This window comes from Actinoplanes sp. NPDC021490, from assembly GCF_055562135.1.
This window is the reverse complement of the sequence record NZ_JBVHFW010000001.1, coordinates 582,603-600,174: the sequence shown is the minus strand read 5'-3', so window position 1 is coordinate 600,174 and position 17,572 is coordinate 582,603. Positions and strand designations below refer to the sequence as shown.

At 69.7% G+C, this 17,572-nt stretch carries 18 protein-coding genes and 4 tRNA genes; 4 read left to right on the top strand and 18 right to left on the bottom strand.

All coding sequences use genetic code 11. The features are described 5' to 3' along the window. Positions 1–41 precede the first annotated feature (41 nt). The 13 genes from rplA to ACZ3I4_RS02690 all read right to left on the bottom strand — a co-directional run bounded on the left by rplA (position 42) and on the right by ACZ3I4_RS02690 (position 8,451). Positions 42–752, bottom strand: coding sequence for a 50S ribosomal protein L1 (rplA, locus tag ACZ3I4_RS02750; protein WP_465380108.1), 711 nt, complete (start codon positions 750–752; stop codon positions 42–44). A 71-nt stretch (positions 753–823) separates the two neighbouring features. After that, entirely contained in the window at positions 824–1,621 is a 798-nt protein-coding gene (gene nusG / locus ACZ3I4_RS02745) for a transcription termination/antitermination protein NusG (RefSeq protein ID WP_465380107.1), read from the bottom strand. Between the two features lie 39 nt (positions 1,622–1,660). Further along, on the bottom strand, positions 1,661–2,026 hold the full coding sequence (secE, locus tag ACZ3I4_RS02740) for a preprotein translocase subunit SecE (RefSeq protein WP_465380106.1): 366 nt from the start codon (positions 2,024–2,026) through the stop codon (positions 1,661–1,663). Positions 2,027–2,132: 106 nt separating this feature from the next. After that, positions 2,133–2,205 (bottom strand) — tRNA-Trp (locus tag ACZ3I4_RS02735). 121 nt (positions 2,206–2,326) lie between these two features. Beyond that, positions 2,327–2,722 (bottom strand): MaoC family dehydratase, encoded by a 396-nt coding sequence (locus ACZ3I4_RS02730; protein WP_465380105.1) that lies wholly within the window; start codon positions 2,720–2,722, stop codon positions 2,327–2,329. Continuing rightward, entirely contained in the window at positions 2,722–3,165 is a 444-nt protein-coding gene (locus ACZ3I4_RS02725) for an FAS1-like dehydratase domain-containing protein (protein ID WP_465380446.1), read from the bottom strand. The genes ACZ3I4_RS02730 and ACZ3I4_RS02725 overlap by 1 nt, the downstream gene beginning before the upstream one ends. A gap of 77 nt (positions 3,166–3,242) precedes the next feature. Further along, positions 3,243–3,410, bottom strand: coding sequence for a 50S ribosomal protein L33 (rpmG, locus tag ACZ3I4_RS02720; protein ID WP_184953737.1), 168 nt, complete (start codon positions 3,408–3,410; stop codon positions 3,243–3,245). A 102-nt stretch (positions 3,411–3,512) separates the two neighbouring features. Further along, a tRNA-Met gene (locus tag ACZ3I4_RS02715) sits at positions 3,513–3,585 on the bottom strand. 47 nt (positions 3,586–3,632) lie between these two features. Continuing rightward, positions 3,633–3,705: transfer RNA gene (locus ACZ3I4_RS02710), tRNA-Thr, on the bottom strand. Between the two features lie 94 nt (positions 3,706–3,799). Next, positions 3,800–6,334: a putative bifunctional diguanylate cyclase/phosphodiesterase gene (locus ACZ3I4_RS02705; protein WP_465380104.1), complete on the bottom strand. Its 2,535-nt coding sequence runs from the start codon at positions 6,332–6,334 to the stop codon at positions 3,800–3,802. A gap of 464 nt (positions 6,335–6,798) precedes the next feature. Beyond that, positions 6,799–7,608: a sulfurtransferase gene (locus ACZ3I4_RS02700; protein WP_465380103.1), complete on the bottom strand. Its 810-nt coding sequence runs from the start codon at positions 7,606–7,608 to the stop codon at positions 6,799–6,801. A 14-nt stretch (positions 7,609–7,622) separates the two neighbouring features. Beyond that, positions 7,623–7,925, bottom strand: a complete 303-nt coding sequence (locus ACZ3I4_RS02695) for a hypothetical protein (RefSeq protein WP_465380102.1) — start codon at positions 7,923–7,925, stop codon at positions 7,623–7,625. Positions 7,926–7,956: 31 nt separating this feature from the next. Further along, complete coding sequence (locus ACZ3I4_RS02690; protein ID WP_465380101.1) at positions 7,957–8,451, bottom strand: YajQ family cyclic di-GMP-binding protein; 495 nt, start codon at positions 8,449–8,451, stop codon at positions 7,957–7,959. 149 nt (positions 8,452–8,600) lie between these two features. On the opposite strand from ACZ3I4_RS02690, the gene ACZ3I4_RS02685 reads away from it, so the two are divergent. Beyond that, positions 8,601–8,684 (top strand) — tRNA-Tyr (locus ACZ3I4_RS02685). A 45-nt stretch (positions 8,685–8,729) separates the two neighbouring features. Here the strand turns inward: ACZ3I4_RS02685 and ACZ3I4_RS02680 are convergent. Together ACZ3I4_RS02680 and ACZ3I4_RS02675 are read right to left on the bottom strand one after the other, a co-directional pair. After that, on the bottom strand, positions 8,730–9,398 hold the full coding sequence (locus ACZ3I4_RS02680; RefSeq protein WP_465380100.1) for an MOSC domain-containing protein: 669 nt from the start codon (positions 9,396–9,398) through the stop codon (positions 8,730–8,732). Beyond that, positions 9,395–10,240 (bottom strand): GNAT family N-acetyltransferase, encoded by an 846-nt coding sequence (locus tag ACZ3I4_RS02675; RefSeq protein ID WP_465380099.1) that lies wholly within the window; start codon positions 10,238–10,240, stop codon positions 9,395–9,397. The genes ACZ3I4_RS02680 and ACZ3I4_RS02675 overlap by 4 nt, the downstream gene beginning before the upstream one ends. A gap of 334 nt (positions 10,241–10,574) precedes the next feature. Between ACZ3I4_RS02675 and ACZ3I4_RS02670 the strand changes: the two genes are divergently transcribed. After that, positions 10,575–12,740, top strand: coding sequence for an acyltransferase family protein (locus tag ACZ3I4_RS02670; RefSeq protein ID WP_465380098.1), 2,166 nt, complete (start codon positions 10,575–10,577; stop codon positions 12,738–12,740). On the opposite strand, the gene ACZ3I4_RS02665 is transcribed toward ACZ3I4_RS02670, so the two are convergent. Further along, positions 12,741–13,196, bottom strand: coding sequence for a DUF1707 SHOCT-like domain-containing protein (locus ACZ3I4_RS02665; protein ID WP_465380097.1), 456 nt, complete (start codon positions 13,194–13,196; stop codon positions 12,741–12,743). A gap of 76 nt (positions 13,197–13,272) precedes the next feature. Here ACZ3I4_RS02665 and ACZ3I4_RS02660 point away from each other — a divergent pair, with 76 nt between their 5' ends. Further along, positions 13,273–13,923, top strand: a complete 651-nt coding sequence (locus tag ACZ3I4_RS02660) for a class I SAM-dependent methyltransferase (protein WP_465380096.1) — start codon at positions 13,273–13,275, stop codon at positions 13,921–13,923. On the opposite strand, the gene ACZ3I4_RS02655 is transcribed toward ACZ3I4_RS02660, so the two are convergent. Then, on the bottom strand, positions 13,920–15,176 hold the full coding sequence (locus ACZ3I4_RS02655) for an MFS transporter (protein WP_465380095.1): 1,257 nt from the start codon (positions 15,174–15,176) through the stop codon (positions 13,920–13,922). The genes ACZ3I4_RS02660 and ACZ3I4_RS02655 overlap by 4 nt on opposite strands. Before the next feature lie 145 nt (positions 15,177–15,321). After that, positions 15,322–16,212 (bottom strand): zinc metalloprotease HtpX, encoded by an 891-nt coding sequence (gene htpX / locus ACZ3I4_RS02650; protein ID WP_465380445.1) that lies wholly within the window; start codon positions 16,210–16,212, stop codon positions 15,322–15,324. A gap of 100 nt (positions 16,213–16,312) precedes the next feature. On the opposite strand from htpX, the gene ACZ3I4_RS02645 reads away from it, so the two are divergent. Next, complete coding sequence (locus ACZ3I4_RS02645) at positions 16,313–17,437, top strand: MFS transporter (protein ID WP_465380444.1); 1,125 nt, start codon at positions 16,313–16,315, stop codon at positions 17,435–17,437. The last annotated feature ends 135 nt before the right edge of the window (positions 17,438–17,572 follow it).

The following is a 17,572-nucleotide window of genomic DNA, read 5'->3' as shown; positions in this document are numbered from 1 at the left end:
CGGGGATGTCCCCCGGGGGCCGTTCCGATGACTGCTGAGACTCAGGCCTCGGCGTTGGTCAGACCCTTGACCACGTTCGGGTCGATCTGGACGCCCGGGCCCATCGTCGTGCTGACGGTGACCTTCTTGAGGTACTTGCCCTTGGCAGCGGACGGCTTGGCCCGCAGCACCTCGTCGAGCACGGCGGCGTAGTTGTCGGTCAGCTGCTCCGGCGTGAACGACGCCTTGCCGATGATCAGGTGCAGGTTCGAGTGCTTGTCCACCCGGAAGGTGATCTTGCCGCCCTTGATCTCGTTGATCGCCTTGGTCACGTCCATGGTGACCGTGCCGGTCTTCGGGTTGGGCATGAGACCACGCGGGCCGAGGATGCGGGCGATACGACCGATCTTGGCCATCTGGTCGGGGGTGGCGATCGCCGCGTCGAAGTCGAGCCAGCCACCCTGGATGCGGGCGACGAGCTCGTCCGTGCCGACCTCGTCGGCGCCGGCCGCGACGGCCTCCTCGGCCTTCGCGCCCTGGGCGAAGACGATCACGCGGGCGGTCTTGCCGGTGCCGTGGGGCAGGTTGACCGTGCCGCGGACCATCTGGTCGGCCTTACGCGGGTCGACGCCCAGACGCATCGCGACCTCGACAGTGGCGTCGAACTTGGTCGCGCTGGCCTCCTTGGCGAGCTTGATCGCCTCGGACGGGTCGTAAAGCTTGTTGACGTCGATCTGCTCGGCGCCCTTGCGGTAGCTCTTGCTGCGCTGCATGTTCACTTACTCCTGTGGTAGATGGCGGGCCCCTGTTTCCGAGGCCCTCCCACTGACTGCTGTCGTGCTGGTCAGATCTTGGCGACCTGGTTGAAGTTGAGCTCCACCGGCGTCTCGCGGCCGAAGATGGAGACCAGAACCTTCAACTTCTGCTGGTCGGCATTGATTTCGCTGATCGAGGCGGGCAGCGAGGCGAACGCGCCGTCGGTGACCGTGACCGAGTCGCCGACCTCGAAGTCGAGCACCTTGATCTCGGGCTTGGACTTCTTCTCCTCCTGCTCGACCGCCGGGGCCAGCCACTTCAGCACCTCGTCGAGCGAGAGCGGAGCGGGCCGGTCGACGCGGTCGGTCGCGCCCACGAACCCGGTCACACCGGGCGTGTTGCGGACACAGGAGTACGACTCGGGGGACAGATCCATCCGGACCAGGATGTAGCCCGGGAAGACCTTGTTGTTGACCTGGAGGCGCTTGCCGTTCTTGACCTCGACCTCTTCGCGGGTCGGGACCTCGACCTGGAAGATGAAGTCTTCCATGTCGAGGCTGGTGATGCGGGTCTCGAGGTTGGTCTTGACCTTGTTCTCGTAGCCCGCGTAGGAGTGCACGACATACCAGTCGCCGGGCGCGTAGCGCAGCTTCTGCCGCAGCTCCTGCACCGGGTCGAAGTCTTCGTCGTCCTCGGCGGCCGCCGCCGGAGCCTCCAGCGACTCGGCCTCGTCAGAAGACTCGGCCTCGTCCTGCGGCTTGACATCGTCCTGCGGCTCGACGGCCTCCTGCGGCTCAGCGGCCTCGACCGACTCGTCGTTGTCCGCCGTGGCCACCGACGACTGCTCGTCGACGGACTGCGCGGTCTCGTCGTCGTACTCAGGCACGCTCGCTCACTTCCAGCTAAATCTTCTCAAACGGCGGGGTCAGCCGCCGAACGCCCAGAGGATGGCCTTGCCCAGGCCGAGGTCCAGCAGGCCGACGATGGTGGTCATGACCGCCACGAAGGCGATCACGATCGTCGTGTAGGTCAGGAGCTCCTTGCGCGTGGGCCAGATGACCTTACGCAGCTCACTGACGACCTCACGGAAGAAACCGCCGATACGCCCGAACAAGCCGCTCCGGCGGACCTCGTTCTTCGGCTTCGCCGATCGCTCGGCGACGGCGGTGCCGCCCCGGCCTACCGGCTCGGCGTCGTCGTCGGACGTGTCCTTGTCATCCTCGACAGCGTCGTCGAACACCTCGTCGTCGGCAGGGTCGCCGGCGTCACCGGGTCGGTTCCTGTCGGCCATGGCGCCCTACTTCCGTCATCGGTGGTGGGGTCCCCTGTCAGCGCTCGTCACGGGCGCGGAGGTCGTGCGGACCGCGCACCGGGCGGGCACGTCTAGGAGGGTTGCGCAGGGGTGACAGGACTTGAACCTGCAGCCTGCGGTTTTGGAGACCGCTGCTCTGCCAATTGAGCTACACCCCTGTGCGAGGCACCTGAAAAACCCCGACCCAGGCAGGCTGGTCCGGGGGTTCATTGCCCCACGGCGCACCAGTGTACGGGTTCACACCGGGTTCGCCCAACCCGGGCTCGCCCAAACCGATACTCAGCGCTTCCGGATAGTCGCCTGAGCCAGCGAGAGCACCTTTTCGCCCTGGCAGGTGGCGGTGAGCGCCAGTTTGGTCAGTCCCTCGTCGGTGGTCTCCTTGACGGTCGCCGTGACGACCACCTCGGTGCCCTCGTCGGTGTCGGGGACCGGCACCGGGCGGGAGAACCGCACGTTGTATTCCACGACCGCGTCGGGCGCGCCGGCCCAGGCGGTGACGGCCCGGCCGACCAGCGCCATGGTCAACATGCCGTGCGCGATGACGCCGGGCAGGCCGACGCTCGTGGCGATCCGGTCGCTCCAGTGGATCGTGTTGAAGTCACCCGAGGCGCCCGCGTAGCGCACCAGGTCGGCGCGGGTGATCCGGAAGGTCTGCGGCTCCAGCGTGTCGCTCATTAGGCGCCCCTCTGCACGAGCTTGGACCAGACGGTGACCACGGGCTCGCCGGCGACCGTGCTGACCTCGGTGCGGGTGGTCAGGAAGTCGTGACCGCCGCGCGAGGTGATGTCGTCGACCGAGTTGACGCAGACCAGCTCGTCACCGGCCACGACCGGGCGCTTGTACGTGAACTTCTGGTCTCCGTGCACCACACGGCTGTAGTCGAGGCCGAGCGCGGGATCCTCGATGATCTGCCGGCTCGCCGCCATGGTGATCACGACCGGGAACGTGGGCGGGGCCACGACGTCGGCGTAACCGATGGCCCGGGCCGCCTCGGGATCGTGATATTCGGCGTCGGCCGCTCCGATCGCGCGGGCGAACTCGCGGATCTTTTCGCGACCGACCTGGTAGGGCTCGGTGGCCGGCCAGCTGCGGCCGACGAAGGACGGGTCCAGGGGCATACCCATGAACTTACTTCGGCCGAAACGACTCTGCGCCGCCCGGTCCAGGACCGAACGGCGCAGGAGTGCGAAAAAGATCAGCGGGTCTCGCGGTGCAGGGTGTGCTTGCCATCGCGCGGGCAGAACTTCTTGAGCTCGACCCGGTCGGGGTCGTTACGCCGGTTCTTCCGGGTGATGTAGTTCCGCTCCTTGCACTCCGTACAAGCCAAAGTGATCTTCGGACGGACGTCGGTCGCCTTGGCCACGACGGGTTGCCTTCCTGCTAACGGGGTTTAACGACACTCCAGATTACTCCGGAGGAGCGTCGACATGCAAAGTGGGACCCCGGGAGGGATCCCTTTGCTAAGTAGCGGTGGCCGGACTTGAACCGGCGACACAGCGATTATGAGCCGCTTGCTCTGCCATCTGAGCTACACCGCCAGAGCCAGGCTCAAGTCCAGCGCCTGAGGCGGGAACGAACCCGGTAGAGCCCCCTTACGGAATCGAACCGTAGACCTTCTCCTTACCATGGAGACGCTCTGCCGACTGAGCTAAGGGGGCTTGCGCGCGATCTCTCGCTTGGTGCGCAGGAGAAAGCTTACACGGCCCCGGGTCGGGGGTGAAATCGACTCCCCCAAACCAGTGTCGGCGCAGGTCAGATCACTGCTCGGAGCCTTCTGACCGCACCCGCGTCGGTCTCGGCCGGCTCGGTCCGGGCGTTGAACCAGGCTTCCAGACGCTCGTACGGCAACGGGCGGCTGAACAGGTAACCCTGGCCGATCTCGCAGCCCATCTCCTCCAGCAGGTCGAGGGTGAGCTCGCTCTCGACGCCCTCGGCCACGACGGTGAGGCCGAACTCACGCGCCAGGCTGATCACCGCCCGCACGATCGCGAGGTCGCCGGTGCTGGTGACCATGCCCTGCACGAAGCTGTCGTCGATCTTCACCTCGTGCACCGGCCACTGCCGCAGATAGGACAGAGAGGACGCGCCCGTGCCGAAGTCGTCGACGCTGAGCCGCACCCCGAGGTCGCGCAGGCGATAGAGGGTGGGCAGCACACGCTCGATGTCGTTGAGCATGCCCGGCTCGGAGATCTCGAAGGTGACCTGGGCCGCGGCCACGCCGTACTCCTCGAGCAGCGTGGCCACCTGGTCGGGGAACCGGGAGTCGAGCAGCGTCCGGACCGACAGGTTGACCGCGATCGAGAGCGGGGGCTTCTGGTCGGGCCAGTCGCGGCAGCGGCGCAAGCCCTCGGTGAGCACCACCTCGGTGAGGCGGGACAGCTGGCCGGTGTGCTCGGCAACGGCCACGAAGTCTTCCGGCGCGACCTCGCCCTGCGCCGGGTGCTGCCATCGGGCCAGGCACTCGACGCCGACGAGATGGCGGTCGGTCAGCGTGACCTTGGGCTGGAAGTAGACGTCGAGGGCGCCGTTGTCGAGCGCCGTACGCAGGTCGGCCGCGATGCCCAGGCGGCGGACGGCGCGGGACTCGAGCGCGGGGTGGAACAGCTGCACTCCGTACGGGAGGACCTTGGCCGCGTTGCCCGCGAGCTCGGCCCGCTGCAGCAGCATCTCGGGGTCACCGCCGTGGTCGGGATAGACCGACACGCCGACCGCGGTGTCGACGTCGAGCGTGAGCGTGCCCACCGTCATCGGGCCCCGCAGCTGCTCGCGCATGTCGGTGGCCAGCTGGACGGTGGCATCGGTGCTCTCGGCGCGCAGCGTCACCACGAACTCGTCGCCGCCGATCCGACCGACCAGGGCGCCCGGCCCGGCGATCGAACGCAGCCGACCGGCCACCTCGGCCAGCAGCTTGTCGCCGGCGGCATGGCCCATCGACTCGTTGACGTCGCGCTGACCGTCGACGTCGAAGAGCAGGACCGCGACCACCTCGTCCTCGGCGCGCACCTTGACCGACTCGGCCAGCGCGTCGGTGAGCCGCCGCCGGTTGGGAAGGGCGGTCAGCCGGTCGTGATAGGCGTCGTAGCGCAGGCGGTCGACCAGGCGCGAGTTCTCCACGGCGGCCGCGGCGTGCGCCGCGATCGTCTCGAGCACCTGGATGTCGGCGTCGCGGAACGATCGAGTGTCGCCGAGCCGGTTGACCACCTCGAGGCTGCCGATCGTGGTCTGCCCCGACCGCAGCGGGACGATCACCACGTCCTTGACCTTGGCCGAGCGCATCTGCTGCCGCAGTTCCGGGGTGCCGCCGGAGTTCGCGCTGACGGCCAGGCTGCCGCCGTCGGCGATCGCCTTCTCGCGGACGGCCGGCGGGATCGGCGAGAGGTCGAGCAGGCCCTTGTTCTCCACCCGCGCGGTGAGCAGCACCTCGGGATGCCGGTCCTGCGGGGTCAGATAGAGGGTCGCGTATTCGGCCCGCATCAGGGTCTGCACCCGGCCGAGCAGCACGTCGGGCAGCCCTGCGTCGGCGCCTGCCTCGCGGACCGCCTTGGTGAGCTCGTAGACCTCGGTGAGCGTGCGGTGCTGGCGGAAGAAGTCGGCGAACGACCGCAGCATCAGGATCAGGGCGCCGATCAGCACGACCAGCAGCACGGCCGACCAGCGGGTGGCTTCGAGCGCGACCAGGAACACCAGGCCGATCACCACGTTGACGCTCGCGATGACCAGTGGCGGACCGGCGCCGCGCAGCACGTCCTGACCGGCGCGCAGTCCCTGGACGACGCTCATCACGGCAGCTGTGCCGAGGAGGTCGGCCACCGTGACGACGGTCAGCGCGGCGGCGAGGATCAGCCACGTGGTCGGCATGCCGCCGTCGAACGCGGGCAGAGCCACCATGACCAGTGCGGCCAGCGTCATGCTGGCCGAGTTCTTGGCGACGTTGAACCACAGCTTGGTCGGCATACGCACGGACGACCGGAGAAGCTGGGTGATGAGCGTGGCGCCGGCGACGACACCGATCACCATCACCGGGGGCAGGTAATACAGCGCCAGCACGTACGGGATCTCGGCGAGCACGATGTTGTAAGTGCTGCGCCGGATGACGACATGGAAGACGCCGACGTAACAGAGGCACACTCCGGCCAGCGCGATCAGGCCGCCGAGCCACTCGGAATACCAGTCAGACTCAACCGCCCAAAGTCCGGCGAATCCGGCAATTGCCAGGACAGCCAGGGGGCCGGTGAGCAACCAGGCGTATTGCGGGGAACGCGGCCGTGAACGCGGACGCTCGGCCATTGCGCTCCTCGTCAGTCGAATGCGCCAGCGACGCTCGGCGCCGACCAGGCGGAAAGGATTAGTCCCACTCCGTGATGCCGTTGGTCGAGTAACCCGCATTCGCCGTGTAGCCAGAGTCGTGCCCTCGTGCTGCCGCGGTATCCGAGCCTCCGGCGGCGGCCGCTGACGCAGCACCGGCACCACCGAAGACGGCGACGAGCACGAAAACCAAGCCGGCAAAACGGCCCAGCTTCCTTGCGAACATGTTGACTCCTGCTGTTATTACGCGTTCCGGGTGGGGGGGGTTCCATGATGGTGCCACACGGGATGTGCGACCGGCAGTGTCCACCGGCGGGTCGAAACCGCACATTCCGAAATCCTGACCGAACGGTTGAGTGGCTACCCCCACGGTTCCACGCAGAATTGACGACTTTACGTCCGAAATATTGGGAGAAGTGAGGGCAATTCGCGTGCCGATTGGCAGGCTAACTGCCGGTCGCGGCGGGCCGGTCGGTGGCGCTGTACTGCGACCAGGAGCCGGGGTAGAGACGGCCGGGGGCGAAGCCGGCCCGCTCCAGCGCCAGCAGGTTGTGGCAGGCGGTGACACCCGACCCGCAGTACGACACCACGTCCGCGTCCTCGGTCACCCCGGCGGCGACGAAACGCTCGCGCAGAATCTCGGCCGGCCGGAAGCGGCCCCGCTCGTCCACGTTCTCGCGGCAGGGGACGTTGCGGGCGCCGGGAATGTGGCCGGCGCGGGGGTCGATCGGCTCGGTCTCGCCCCGGAAACGCTCGGCCTGGCGGGCGTCGAGCACCACGGAACCGTCCGAGATGGCGTCGGTCAGGCCGGCCAGGCGGTCGGCGGGCCACGGGCGTACGGGAAAAACCGCCCGGGGACGCCGCGGACCGTCGGTCTCACGCTCCGGCCCGTACGCGTCCAGACCGCCGTCGAGCAGGGCCGCCTCGTGCCCCAGCGCGCGCAACATCCAGACGAGCCGGGCCGCCATCACGCCGCCCGCGTCGTCGTACGCGATCACGATGTCGTCCCCGCCGATGCCCAGCGCCGACATCCGCTCGGCGAAGTGCGCGGCATCGGGCAGCGGATGGCGTCCGTCGACGGCCGTGGGCGGGGCGGCGAGATCGGTGTCCAGGTCGACGAAGACCGCGCCCGGCAGATGGCCCCGGGCGTACGCGTCGGCGCCCTTCCGGCCGTCGAGGTAGGCGCGGACGTCGGCCAGGACCACCCGGCCGGCATTTTCGCGGGCCCACTCGGGGCTGACGACCGGCTCGATCACGACGACCTCTCTCTTTATCGGTTGACCGGTCTCGCCCGGCCCCGCGGGCGGAACCGGACCAGGGCCGTGCCCGCCATGACGACCGCCAGCACGGTGATGGTGGTGGTCACGACGGAACTGTCGATGCCGGTGGCGATCACGACAAGGCCGAGGGCCGTGCCGAACAGGAAGTGATAGAAGCCGGCGTCGCGTACGGTCCGGAACGCCCGGGCGGTCGCCGCCGGCGCCCGGCCGGTCACGAGGATGACCAGGCCGAACACCGCCAGTCCGGCCCCGGCCAACCCGCCGGCCAGCATGGTCCAGCTACTGGTGTCCATGGCCCCAGTCTGCGGCCCGGGCGAGGGTCAGTCAGCGGTAATTGGTGAACTGGAGCGCGACACCGAAGTCTTCGGCCTTGAGCAGGGCGATCACGGCCTGCAGGTCGTCGCGCTTCTTGCCGGTGACCCGCAGCTGGTCGCCCTGAATCTGGGCCTGTACGCCCTTGGGGCCCTCGTCGCGGATCTTCTTGCTGATCGCCTTGGCCTTGTCGGTCTCGATGCCCTCGATGACCTTGCAGTCGATCTTGTAGGTCTTGCCGGACTGGCGGGGCTCGCCGGCCTCGAGCGCCTTGAGCGAGATGTTGCGCTTGACCAGCTTCTCCTTGAAGACGTCGAGCGCCGCGCTGGCCCGCTCCTCGGTCTCGGAGGTGATGGTGACGGCGGAGTCGCCCGACTTGGCCAGGCTGGTGCCCGTGCCCCGGAAGTCGAACCGGGTGCCGAGCTCCTTTTCCGCCTGGTGGAACGCGTTGTCCACTTCCTGCTGGTCGACCTTGCTGACGATGTCGAAGGACGGGCTGGCTGCCATGATCAGAACTCCTGCGATGCTGGCTTCGTCGATGAAGGCGGAACCCGGGAAACGGGCGCCGACATGCCGACCGTACCCGGTTGCAAAACCGCTCCGAGGTACGGCTAAGCTGTTCTCCGCTGCCACGGGCAACCGTGGTGGTGTGCCCAGGCGGGTTGCCCGAGCGGCCAATGGGAGCGGACTGTAAATCCGTCGCGAAAGCTTCGAAGGTTCGAATCCTTCACCCGCCACCAGGTGCACCACAAGGCCCTCGACTCCGGTCGAGGGCCTTTGTCGTGTCAGCCCCGGGCCAACCGGCGCTCGATCTCGTCGCGCAGGTCGGTCGGCAGGTCCTCGGCCACCAGCAGGCGCGGCAGTTCCTCCGAGCGGTTCATATAGATGTCGAAGGCCTCCGAGACGCCGATGCTCGTCGCCGGCCGGTGGACGATCTCGATCGGGTCACCCACGCGCAGCGGGCCTGGTGTGATCACCCGCAGGTAGGTGCCGGTGCGGGCCTCCTGGGCGAACCGCTTCAGCCAGTGCTTCTCGCCCATCTTGACCTGGAAAGTGGCGCACGGAATTCGCCCGAACGTGGGCTGCAGCTCGAGCACGTCGCCGATCCGCCAGACCTCGCCGATCCGGGTCTCGTTGAGGTCGAGCCCGACGGTGGTCATGTTCTCGCCGAACATGCCGGCCGGCAGCGATCGGCCCAGCGACTCCTCCCACCAGTCGTAGTCCTCGCGCGAGTACGCGTAGACGGCCTGATCGTCGCCGCCGTGGTTGCGGATGTCGCCGATCGGGTCGCCGACCACGCCGCTGTGCAGGCCGGTCGTCTTGGGGCCGGGGGCGCGCACGTCGACGGCGTGCTCGACCGGCAGCTTGTCGATGCCGGTCAGGCCGGTGTTGCGCTTGGCCGGATTGGGCCGGGCGACGCCCACGTTCACCGAAAGAACCTTGCCGTCTGTCATTTCGTGAACTCCACGATCACTCGGTCCTCGACCGGGCGGAAACCCAGCCGCTGATACAAAGCATTACTGGTCGGGTTGGCCAGGTCTGTATTGAGCACGACATCGCGGGCCCCGGATTCCAGGGCGGCCTGCGCCGCGACCACGGTCACCGCCCCGGCGTAGCCGCGCCCACGGCGTACGGGCGGCGTGTAGACGATCTGGATGCGCACCATGCCGGCCTCGGCCCGCGACGACATCGCCATCGACACCGGTTGCCCGCCGTCGTCCCAGAGGAGCACTCCCCCGTACGCCAACCGGTCGTCGATCATCGCGAGCGGATCACCCGGCCGCCGCTCGCCGATCTCGTCGTGGAACGCCAGCAGCCAGCCCTGCAGCAGCGCGCGGTCGTCCGGCCCGGCATAGCGGGCGTGACCGGGCGGCGGCTCGGGCGGGAAGATCAGCGACTCGAGCCGGTGCAGCCGGGTCCGCCGGACGACCCGGGTGCGCGCCCCGGTGCGGCCCCGCCACCCCGCGGCGAACCCGTCCACGGCGTCCGCACGCAGGTTGGCGCCGCTCAGCGGGCGGCCGCTGAGGGCCAGCACCGCGGCCGGCCCGGCTCGGGGCGGCAGCTCGCTGAACATCATCGGGTGCGGCGGCGTCTGCAGCAGCACCGCCGAGACCTGCCCGGCCGGGGTGCTCCACCAGCCCATGACCGGATCGGCCGGTCCGTACGCGTGCCGGCCGCTCCGCTGCAAGGTGCCGAGCACGCTCAGCAGAGTGGTGTGTTCGATCGGGCGGGAGCGCAGGAAGTCTCCGGCCGTGGCGGCGAAGGTCTCGACGTCGTCGGTCAGCTGCCAGCTCATAGAGCGATCATGTCGTCGCTACGCGTGAGCGCGCGACCCCGCGTCGCCTAAAGCCCCCCAAAGCCCCCGGACGCCGATACGTCCCGGATGGAGTGCTTCGAGAATGGCGAACGGCCCGGCCCGCGGGGACGCCACCCGATCCGACCCGAATCGTTCTTCTATGCGGCAACCATCTTGTGCCGCTCTGCTACCCAGAACTGCCGGGCCCTTCACGGACAGTGGCCCGGTCGGGAACGAACGGTGGAGCCCGTTCGATCCAGGTCACATTTCGACCCCAGCACGAGCCGGTTCAGGTCGACCAGCGCCCGGCTCATGAGTATCTTGTGCGGCGACCATGAATTATTCAGTCCATACCCCCATCGTCGGCCAGCGGCCGCCGTCCTCGACGGAGGACAGCCACGGTTCCGGGACTCCCCCGGCGCCCCCGCGCGCCGAAGGCCCGCACATCGGGTTCCGGCCGGACATCGAAGGCCTTCGTGCCATCGCGGTGGTTCTCGTGGTGCTCAGCCACGCGGGCATCAGCACCTTCGCCGGCGGCTATGTCGGTGTGGACGTCTTCTTCGTGATCTCCGGCTTCCTGATCACGACGCTGCTGCTCAAGGAGCTGGGCAAGACGGGCACGATCTCGCTGCCCGGTTTCTATGCCCGGCGCGCGATCCGGCTGCTGCCGGTCTCGACCGTGGTGCTGGTGGCCACCGTCGTCGCGGCCTGGCTCTGGCTGCCCGCGACCCGGTTCAAGTCGATCTCGCTCGACGCGCTGTTCAGCACGTTCTACGGGATCAACTGGCGGCTCGCGTACGAGGGGACCGACTACCTCAACGCCACCGCCGCGCCCTCGCCGCTGCAGCACCTGTGGTCGCTCGCGGTCGAGGAGCAGTTCTATCTGATCTGGCCGCTGCTGCTGCTCGCGGTGTGGGCCGGGCGCCGGGCCAACCGGCGGGCGCTGTTCGCGCTGAGCGCCCTGGTCGTCGTCTCGCTCGTGGTCAGCGTGCAGCAGACCGCCGACGCCGCTCCCTGGGCCTACTTCGGCTCGCACACCCGCGCGTGGGAGCTGGGCATCGGCGCGCTCGTCGCGGTGACGGGCGGCTTCCTCCGGCGTACGCCGAAAGCCCTGGCCGCCATCCTCACCTGGGGCGGGCTGGTGGCCGTCGTGGTCGCGGCCGTGACCTTCGACGAGTCGACCGCGTTCCCCGGTTACCTCGCCCTGCTGCCCGTTCTCGGCACCGCCGCGGTGATCGCCGGTGGGACGAGCGCCGAGGGCTGGGGCGCCGGCAAGCTGATCGGCACCGGCCCGTTCCGGTTCATCGGCAAGCTGTCGTACGGCTGGTATCTGTGGCACTGGCCGGTCCTGATGATCTGGCCCGCGGCGTTCTCGCGCGACCCCAGCATCAAGAGCAACCTGGTCTTCGCGGTGGCCGCGCTCGGCCTGGCCTGGGTGACCTACCACACAGTCGAAAACCCGGTCCGCACCCGCCCCTTCCTGCGCAGCCGCGCCCGTAACGGCCTGACGCTGGGCCTGGTCCTGTCGGTCTCGGCGGCGATCTTCGCGCTGGTCATCGGGCAGTTCACCCCGCCCCTTCCGGCCGGTCCGGCCGCCGCCGACACGCAAGCCGAGGTGGCCGCCGCGGCCGACCCGCAGGCCCGCATGACCGAGCTGATCACGAGCTCGCTCGGCGCCTCGAAGCTGCCCAAGAACCTCAATCCCAAGGTCACCGACGCGGGGGCGCAGAGCCCGCAGATCTACGACGATCAGTGCCACTTCAACTACACGCAGGTCAATCAGAACAAGGAATGTGTCTACGGCGACCCGGCCGGGGCCAAGACGATGTATCTGATCGGCGACTCGCACGCGGCGCACTGGTTCCCCGCCGTCGACGACGTCGCCAAGGCCCACGGCTGGAAGCTCGTCGCGCTGACCAAGGCGGCCTGCCAGCTGCCGCAGGTGCTGACCTTCAACTCGGCGCTCAAGCGGAACTACACCGAGTGCGTGACCTGGCGCGACCAGATCGTCCAGCGGGTCGCCGAGGCCAAGCCCGACCTGCTCGTGATGGCCTCCAACGACCTCGACAACGGCGGCATCGTCGGCCCCGACGGCCAGACCATCCAGCGCACCGGCACCCAGGACGACCCGATCTGGGTGCAGCGGTGGAAGCAGACCTGGGCCAAGTTCGACGGCATCCCCAAGGTGCTGCTGCAGGACACCCCGTGGCCCGCCGAGGACGCTCCCGAGTGCGCGGCCGAGAACGCCCGCCGTCTGGCGAAATGCGACCGGCCGGTGACCAAGGCGATCGCCGAGAAGAACCGCCGCACGCTGGTCGCCACGGCGGCCCGCACGGCCGGCATCCGCGTGATCGACCCCACACCGTGGTTCTGCAACGCGACCAAGTGCCCGATCGTGGTCGGCAACGTCCTGGTCTACAAGGACAACAGCCACATGACGCTGGCCTACGCCCACGCCATCTCACCCCTGCTCGACCGGGCGCTTTTCCCGGCGCGGTGATCAGCGCTGCTGGTGGCGGATGACCTGCACTCCCACGGTCACCGCGGCCAGCGCCGCGCCCGGGACGAGCATCCAGACCGGCCAGGGATAGACGCCCTCGCCGTCGGCGCCCAGCGCGACCAGGGCATAGACGACCAGGTTGACCACTGTCACCGACGCCCAGATCGTCCACAGCACCAGCATCGCGACCGGCAGGCGGCGGGCGGCCCGGCGCTGGGCGGCCTCGTGACGGGCTCGCATCTCGGTTGCGCTCAGGCCGGGGCGGGGCAGGTCGGTCAGGAGCATCAGCAGCTCCTGATAGGTCTTCGACGAATAGGCCAGGGCAATCCGCTCGTCGTATTCGTGGAGGGTGAGCCGGCCCTCGTCGAGCGCGGTCTTCAGCTGGTCGGCGACCTTCTGACGATCCGCGTCGGCGGCCCGCATCGTCTCGATGTCGGCCCGGACCTCTTTCGCCATCGGACGCTCCTTTACGCACCCCCGTCAGTCGGGTCAGGCTATCGGAGCGGCACGAACGACCGGCAGGGGGAAAACCATGAGATTGCGTCTCGAGAACGCCGGGCAGGCGGGCTACGACGAGGTCATCGCGCGGAACCGGGCCTCGTACGGGGAGGACGCCGCCGCCTGGCGGGACGCCCATCCCAAATCGAGCTGGAAGACCGACGAGCGGGCCGCCTTCCTCGACCGGTTGCGGGCCGCCGATGCCCGCACGCTGCTCGAGATCGGCTCGGGAACCGGCCAGGACAGCGCGTTCTTCCAGCAGGAGGGCCTGCGGGTCACGGCGGTCGACCTGTCCCCGGCCATGGTGGAGAAGACCAAGGCCAAGGGCATCGAGGCTTTCGTACGCGACGTGATGGCTCTCGGCTTCCCCGAGGGGTCGTTCGACTCGGTCTATTCGATGAACACGCTGCTCCACGTGCCCAACGCCGAACTGGACGCGGCCCTGCGGGGGATCCGGGCCGTGCTCGCCCCCGGCGGGCTCTTTTATCTGGGCGTCTTCGGCGGCGACCAGGAGGAGGGCATCGCCGGTGAGGACGAGCAGGTGCCGGCCCGGTTCTTCTCGTTCCGCTCGGACCGGCAGCTGCTCGAGTACGCCCAGCGGGTCTTCGAGGTGCTCGACTTCCACGTCTACGACGACCGGGCCGGCATCCGCTTCCAGGCCCTGACCCTGGTGAAGGCGGTCTAGCTTCCGAGCGCCTCGCGCAGTCGGTCGGTGGCCCGGCGGTCGGCCCGGGCGATCGAGCCGTGCGGGACGGCCGCCACCAGCGCGGCCACCATGAGGACGGCCGCGGCGAAAGTGAACGCCCAGCCGAGGCCGCCGGGCTGGTCGACGATCGCGCCGGCCACGGCGCCACCGGCCGCGCTGCCGGCCACCGAGACGGTGACGACCCAGGTGTACGCCTCGTTCATCATGGCGGGCGGGGCAAGACGGCCGACCAGGTTGGTCTCCACGGTCAGCGCCGGGGCGATGACCGCGCCGCCCAGCACCAGAGCCACGCCCAGCCAGAGCGGGCTCGGCATGAAGGCCAGAACCAGGAAGCTCAGCGAGACCGCGCCCAGCAGCCACGCGAACTGCCGCGGCAGCTCCATCGCGGGCCGGCGGGTGCCGAACCAGATGCCGCCGATCGCGCTGCCGACGCCCCAGATGCCGAGCAGGACGCCGCCCAGGCCGTCGCCGCCGCCGTGCTGGCTCGCGTACGCCGGGACGATCACGCCGGCCGCGCCGAACCCGATGCCGAGCGCGATCACGCACAGCAGCAGGGCCGGGAAGCCCGACACCTTCAACGGGCCCAGCCCGCGGGCCGCGTCGTCGCTCTCGGGCCGGTGGCGGCGCCGCATGACCGGCAACCGGGAGATCCAGAGGGTGCCGATCAGGGTCGCCGCGGCCGCCCCGAGCAGCGCCGTGGCCGGGCTGGTGAGCACGACGAACGCCGCGACCAGCATCGGGCCGAGGACGAAGACCAGCTCGAACAGCGAGGTCTCGGCGGCGATGGCGGCGCCGCGCAGATGGTGCTGCCCGCCACCGGGCTCGGTCATGTCGGTCCACGCCCGCCGGATGGCCGCGCTGAGCGGCGGGTAGGTGGCGCCCGCGACGGCCGCGATCACGAAGATCCAGGGCAGGACGCCGGCGCCGCCGCGGCTGGTGAGAACCAGGGCCACGAGGGCGAGCGGGTGCAGAACGGCGGTGGCGGCGAGGATCGGCGACGGGCCGATGCGGTCGGCCAGCCGGCCCGCGACCGGGCTCAGGGCCGCGCCGGCCAGCGCGTAGACGCCACCGGCCAGGCCGGCCGCGGCGTAGCTGCCGGTCGCCTGCTGGACGAGCAGCAACAGGGCCAGCGGGGTCATGCCGATCCCCAGCCGGGCCAGGATTCCTACGCTGAGCAGGACCCGCCCGCCCGGCAGATGCCAAACGCCCAGGTACTGACGCAACGCGGTCACTTCGCCGCCTCCCTCATTCGGTAACGCTTGTTACGGCACTCGGACCCTAACGCCTCGGGGGCTCGCAACACATCCGCAATACCGGGAGTGGTGTCCGGAAACACAGAAGGGCCGCCCCTAAACGGGCGGCCCTCCGGTAACCGGATCAGCGGGCGTACTGGACGGCGCCGGCCTGCTCACGCAGGCGGGCGACGCGCTCCTCCATCGGCGGGTGCGTGGAGAACAGCTTGGCCAGGCCGCCACCCTGGAACGGGTTGGCGATCATCAGGTGCGCGGCGCTGGTGAGCTGGTTGTCGGCCGGCAGCGGCATCCGCTGCGCGCCATAGTGGATCTTTTCGAGCGCGCTGGCCAGGGCCAGCGGGTCACGAGTCAGCGTGGCGCCGTCCGCGTCCGCCTGGAACTCGCGGTTGCGGCTGATCGCCAGCTGGATGACCGAGGCCGCCAGCGGGCCGAGGATCAGCATGAGCAGCAGGGCGGCCGGGTTCGGGCTGTCCTCGTCGTCCGACCCGCCGAGCGGCAGGAAGATCGCCAGCTGGGCGAACATCGTGATGATGCCGGCCAGGGCGCCGGCCACACTCGAGATCAGGATGTCGCGGTTGTAGACGTGCGACAGCTCGTGCCCGATCACCGCGCGCAGCTCACGCGGGCTGAGCGTGCGGACGATCCCCTCGGTCACGGCGACCGCGGCGTGCTGCGGATTGCGGCCGGTCGCGAACGCGTTCGGCTGCAACGTCGGCGAGACGTAGAGCCGGGGCATCGGCTGCCGCGCGGCCTGCGACAGCTCCCGCACCATCTGATGGAGCTCGGGGAACTGCGCCTCGCTGACCGGCTGCGCGCGCATCGCCCGCAGGGCCAGCTTGTCCGAGAAGAAGTAGGTGCCGGCGTTCATGGCCAGCGAGATGAGAACCGCGAAGACCAGACCGCCACTGCCGCCGAGCCAATAGCCGGCCCCGAGGATCAGGGCGGACAGCAGACCCAGCAGAGCGGCCGTCTTGAGGCCGTTGTGATGGCTGTGCAACAGGAACTCCTTCGACATGAGACCCGGTAGGGCCACGTCCCATAGAACGTCGGCGACCTGGCGTTTCATCCATCCCGAGCTGTGAGTTGGCTGAGCCGGTACGGTCTGTGTCGTGCGGATGTGGCCCCTCTACGCGGCCGGTTTCACCACGGCTTTCGGCGCTCACGCGATCGCCGCCAACCTGGGCGGAGTCACCTCGCTCCTGCTGCTCGGCGCGCTGCTCGCTCTCTACGACGGCGCCGAGGTGCTGCTCAAGCCGATCTTCGGCAGTCTCGCCGACCGGATCGGCCTGCGCCCGGTGCTGCTGGGCGGGCTGATCGCGTTCGCCGCGGCCTCGGCCGTCTATGTGGTCGCCGACAGCCCCGGCTGGCTGTGGGCCGCCCGCCTGGGCCAGGGCGCGGCCGCCTCGGCGTTCAGCCCGTCGGCGTCCGCGCTGGTGGCCCGGCTCAACCCGGCGGCCCGGCACGGGCGGGCGTTCGGCTCGTATGGCTTCTGGAAATCGATCGGCTACACGCTGGGACCGCTGCTCGGCGGCGTGCTGGTCTGGGCCGGCGGTCTATGGCTGCTGTTCCTGGTCATGACCGTGATGGGCCTCGCGGTCGCCGGGTGGGCAGCGGTGGCCGTGCCCGGCGTGCCGCCACTGCCCAAGACCCGGCAGACCGTGGCCGACCTGGCCCGGCGCATCGCCGACCCGGTGTTCCTGGGCCCGACGAGCGCCCTGGCCGCGGCGACCGCGGCCCTGTCGGTGGCCGTCGGCTTCCTGCCCGTCCTGGGCCGCGAGGCCGGGCTCGGCCCGATCGCCACCGGCGCCGCGGTCTCGGTGCTGGCTTTGTGCGCCGCGCTGGTGCAGCCGCGGACCGGGCGGGCGCTCGACCAGGGCCGCCTCACCACCCGATCCGGCCTGTTCATCGGCCTGATCCTGACCACGGCGGGTCTCGCGGCGGTCGTGCTGCCCGGCCTGACCGGCATCCTGGCTGCGGCCGTCCTGACCGGAGTGGGCACCGGCCTGATCACGCCGGTGGCCTTCGCCGCCCTGGCCGCCTCCACTCCGGAGGCCCGGCTGGGTCAGACGATGGGCACCGCCGAGCTGGGCCGCGAACTGGGTGACGCGGGCGGGCCGCTGCTGGTCGCCGGGGTCGCCTCGCTGACCACCCTGACCGCCGGGTTCGGCGTGCTGGCCCTGCTGCTGGCCGGGCGGGCCGCCCTCAGCCGGCCCGCCGGTCGACGATCCCGCAGCACGTGACCCGACCGCACTCCGGACGGCTCCCACTAGGCGCACTTCGGACGGCTCACCACAAGGCGCACTCCGGACGACTCACCACAAGCGCACCCCCGCGCAGCTCACCACAAGCACACCCCCGCGGGCTCACGACAGGGC

Coding starts and splice junctions, on each gene's coding strand:
- ACZ3I4_RS02660 (WP_465380096.1), top strand. CDS start 13,273: ATGAGATTGCGTCTCGAGAACGCCGGGCAGGCGGGCTACGACGAGGTC.
- ACZ3I4_RS02645 (WP_465380444.1), top strand. CDS start 16,313: ATGTGGCCCCTCTACGCGGCCGGTTTCACCACGGCTTTCGGCGCTCAC.
- ACZ3I4_RS02670 (WP_465380098.1), top strand. CDS start 10,575: ATGAATTATTCAGTCCATACCCCCATCGTCGGCCAGCGGCCGCCGTCC.
- ACZ3I4_RS02695 (WP_465380102.1), bottom strand. CDS start 7,925: ATGGACACCAGTAGCTGGACCATGCTGGCCGGCGGGTTGGCCGGGGCC.
- ACZ3I4_RS02665 (WP_465380097.1), bottom strand. CDS start 13,196: ATGGCGAAAGAGGTCCGGGCCGACATCGAGACGATGCGGGCCGCCGAC.
- htpX (WP_465380445.1), bottom strand. CDS start 16,212: ATGTCGAAGGAGTTCCTGTTGCACAGCCATCACAACGGCCTCAAGACG.
- ACZ3I4_RS02675 (WP_465380099.1), bottom strand. CDS start 10,240: ATGAGCTGGCAGCTGACCGACGACGTCGAGACCTTCGCCGCCACGGCC.
- ACZ3I4_RS02730 (WP_465380105.1), bottom strand. CDS start 2,722: ATGAGCGACACGCTGGAGCCGCAGACCTTCCGGATCACCCGCGCCGAC.
- ACZ3I4_RS02705 (WP_465380104.1), bottom strand. CDS start 6,334: ATGGCCGAGCGTCCGCGTTCACGGCCGCGTTCCCCGCAATACGCCTGG.
- ACZ3I4_RS02725 (WP_465380446.1), bottom strand. CDS start 3,165: ATGCCCCTGGACCCGTCCTTCGTCGGCCGCAGCTGGCCGGCCACCGAG.
- ACZ3I4_RS02680 (WP_465380100.1), bottom strand. CDS start 9,398: ATGACAGACGGCAAGGTTCTTTCGGTGAACGTGGGCGTCGCCCGGCCC.
- ACZ3I4_RS02690 (WP_465380101.1), bottom strand. CDS start 8,451: ATGGCAGCCAGCCCGTCCTTCGACATCGTCAGCAAGGTCGACCAGCAG.
- secE (WP_465380106.1), bottom strand. CDS start 2,026: ATGGCCGACAGGAACCGACCCGGTGACGCCGGCGACCCTGCCGACGAC.
- rplA (WP_465380108.1), bottom strand. CDS start 752: ATGCAGCGCAGCAAGAGCTACCGCAAGGGCGCCGAGCAGATCGACGTC.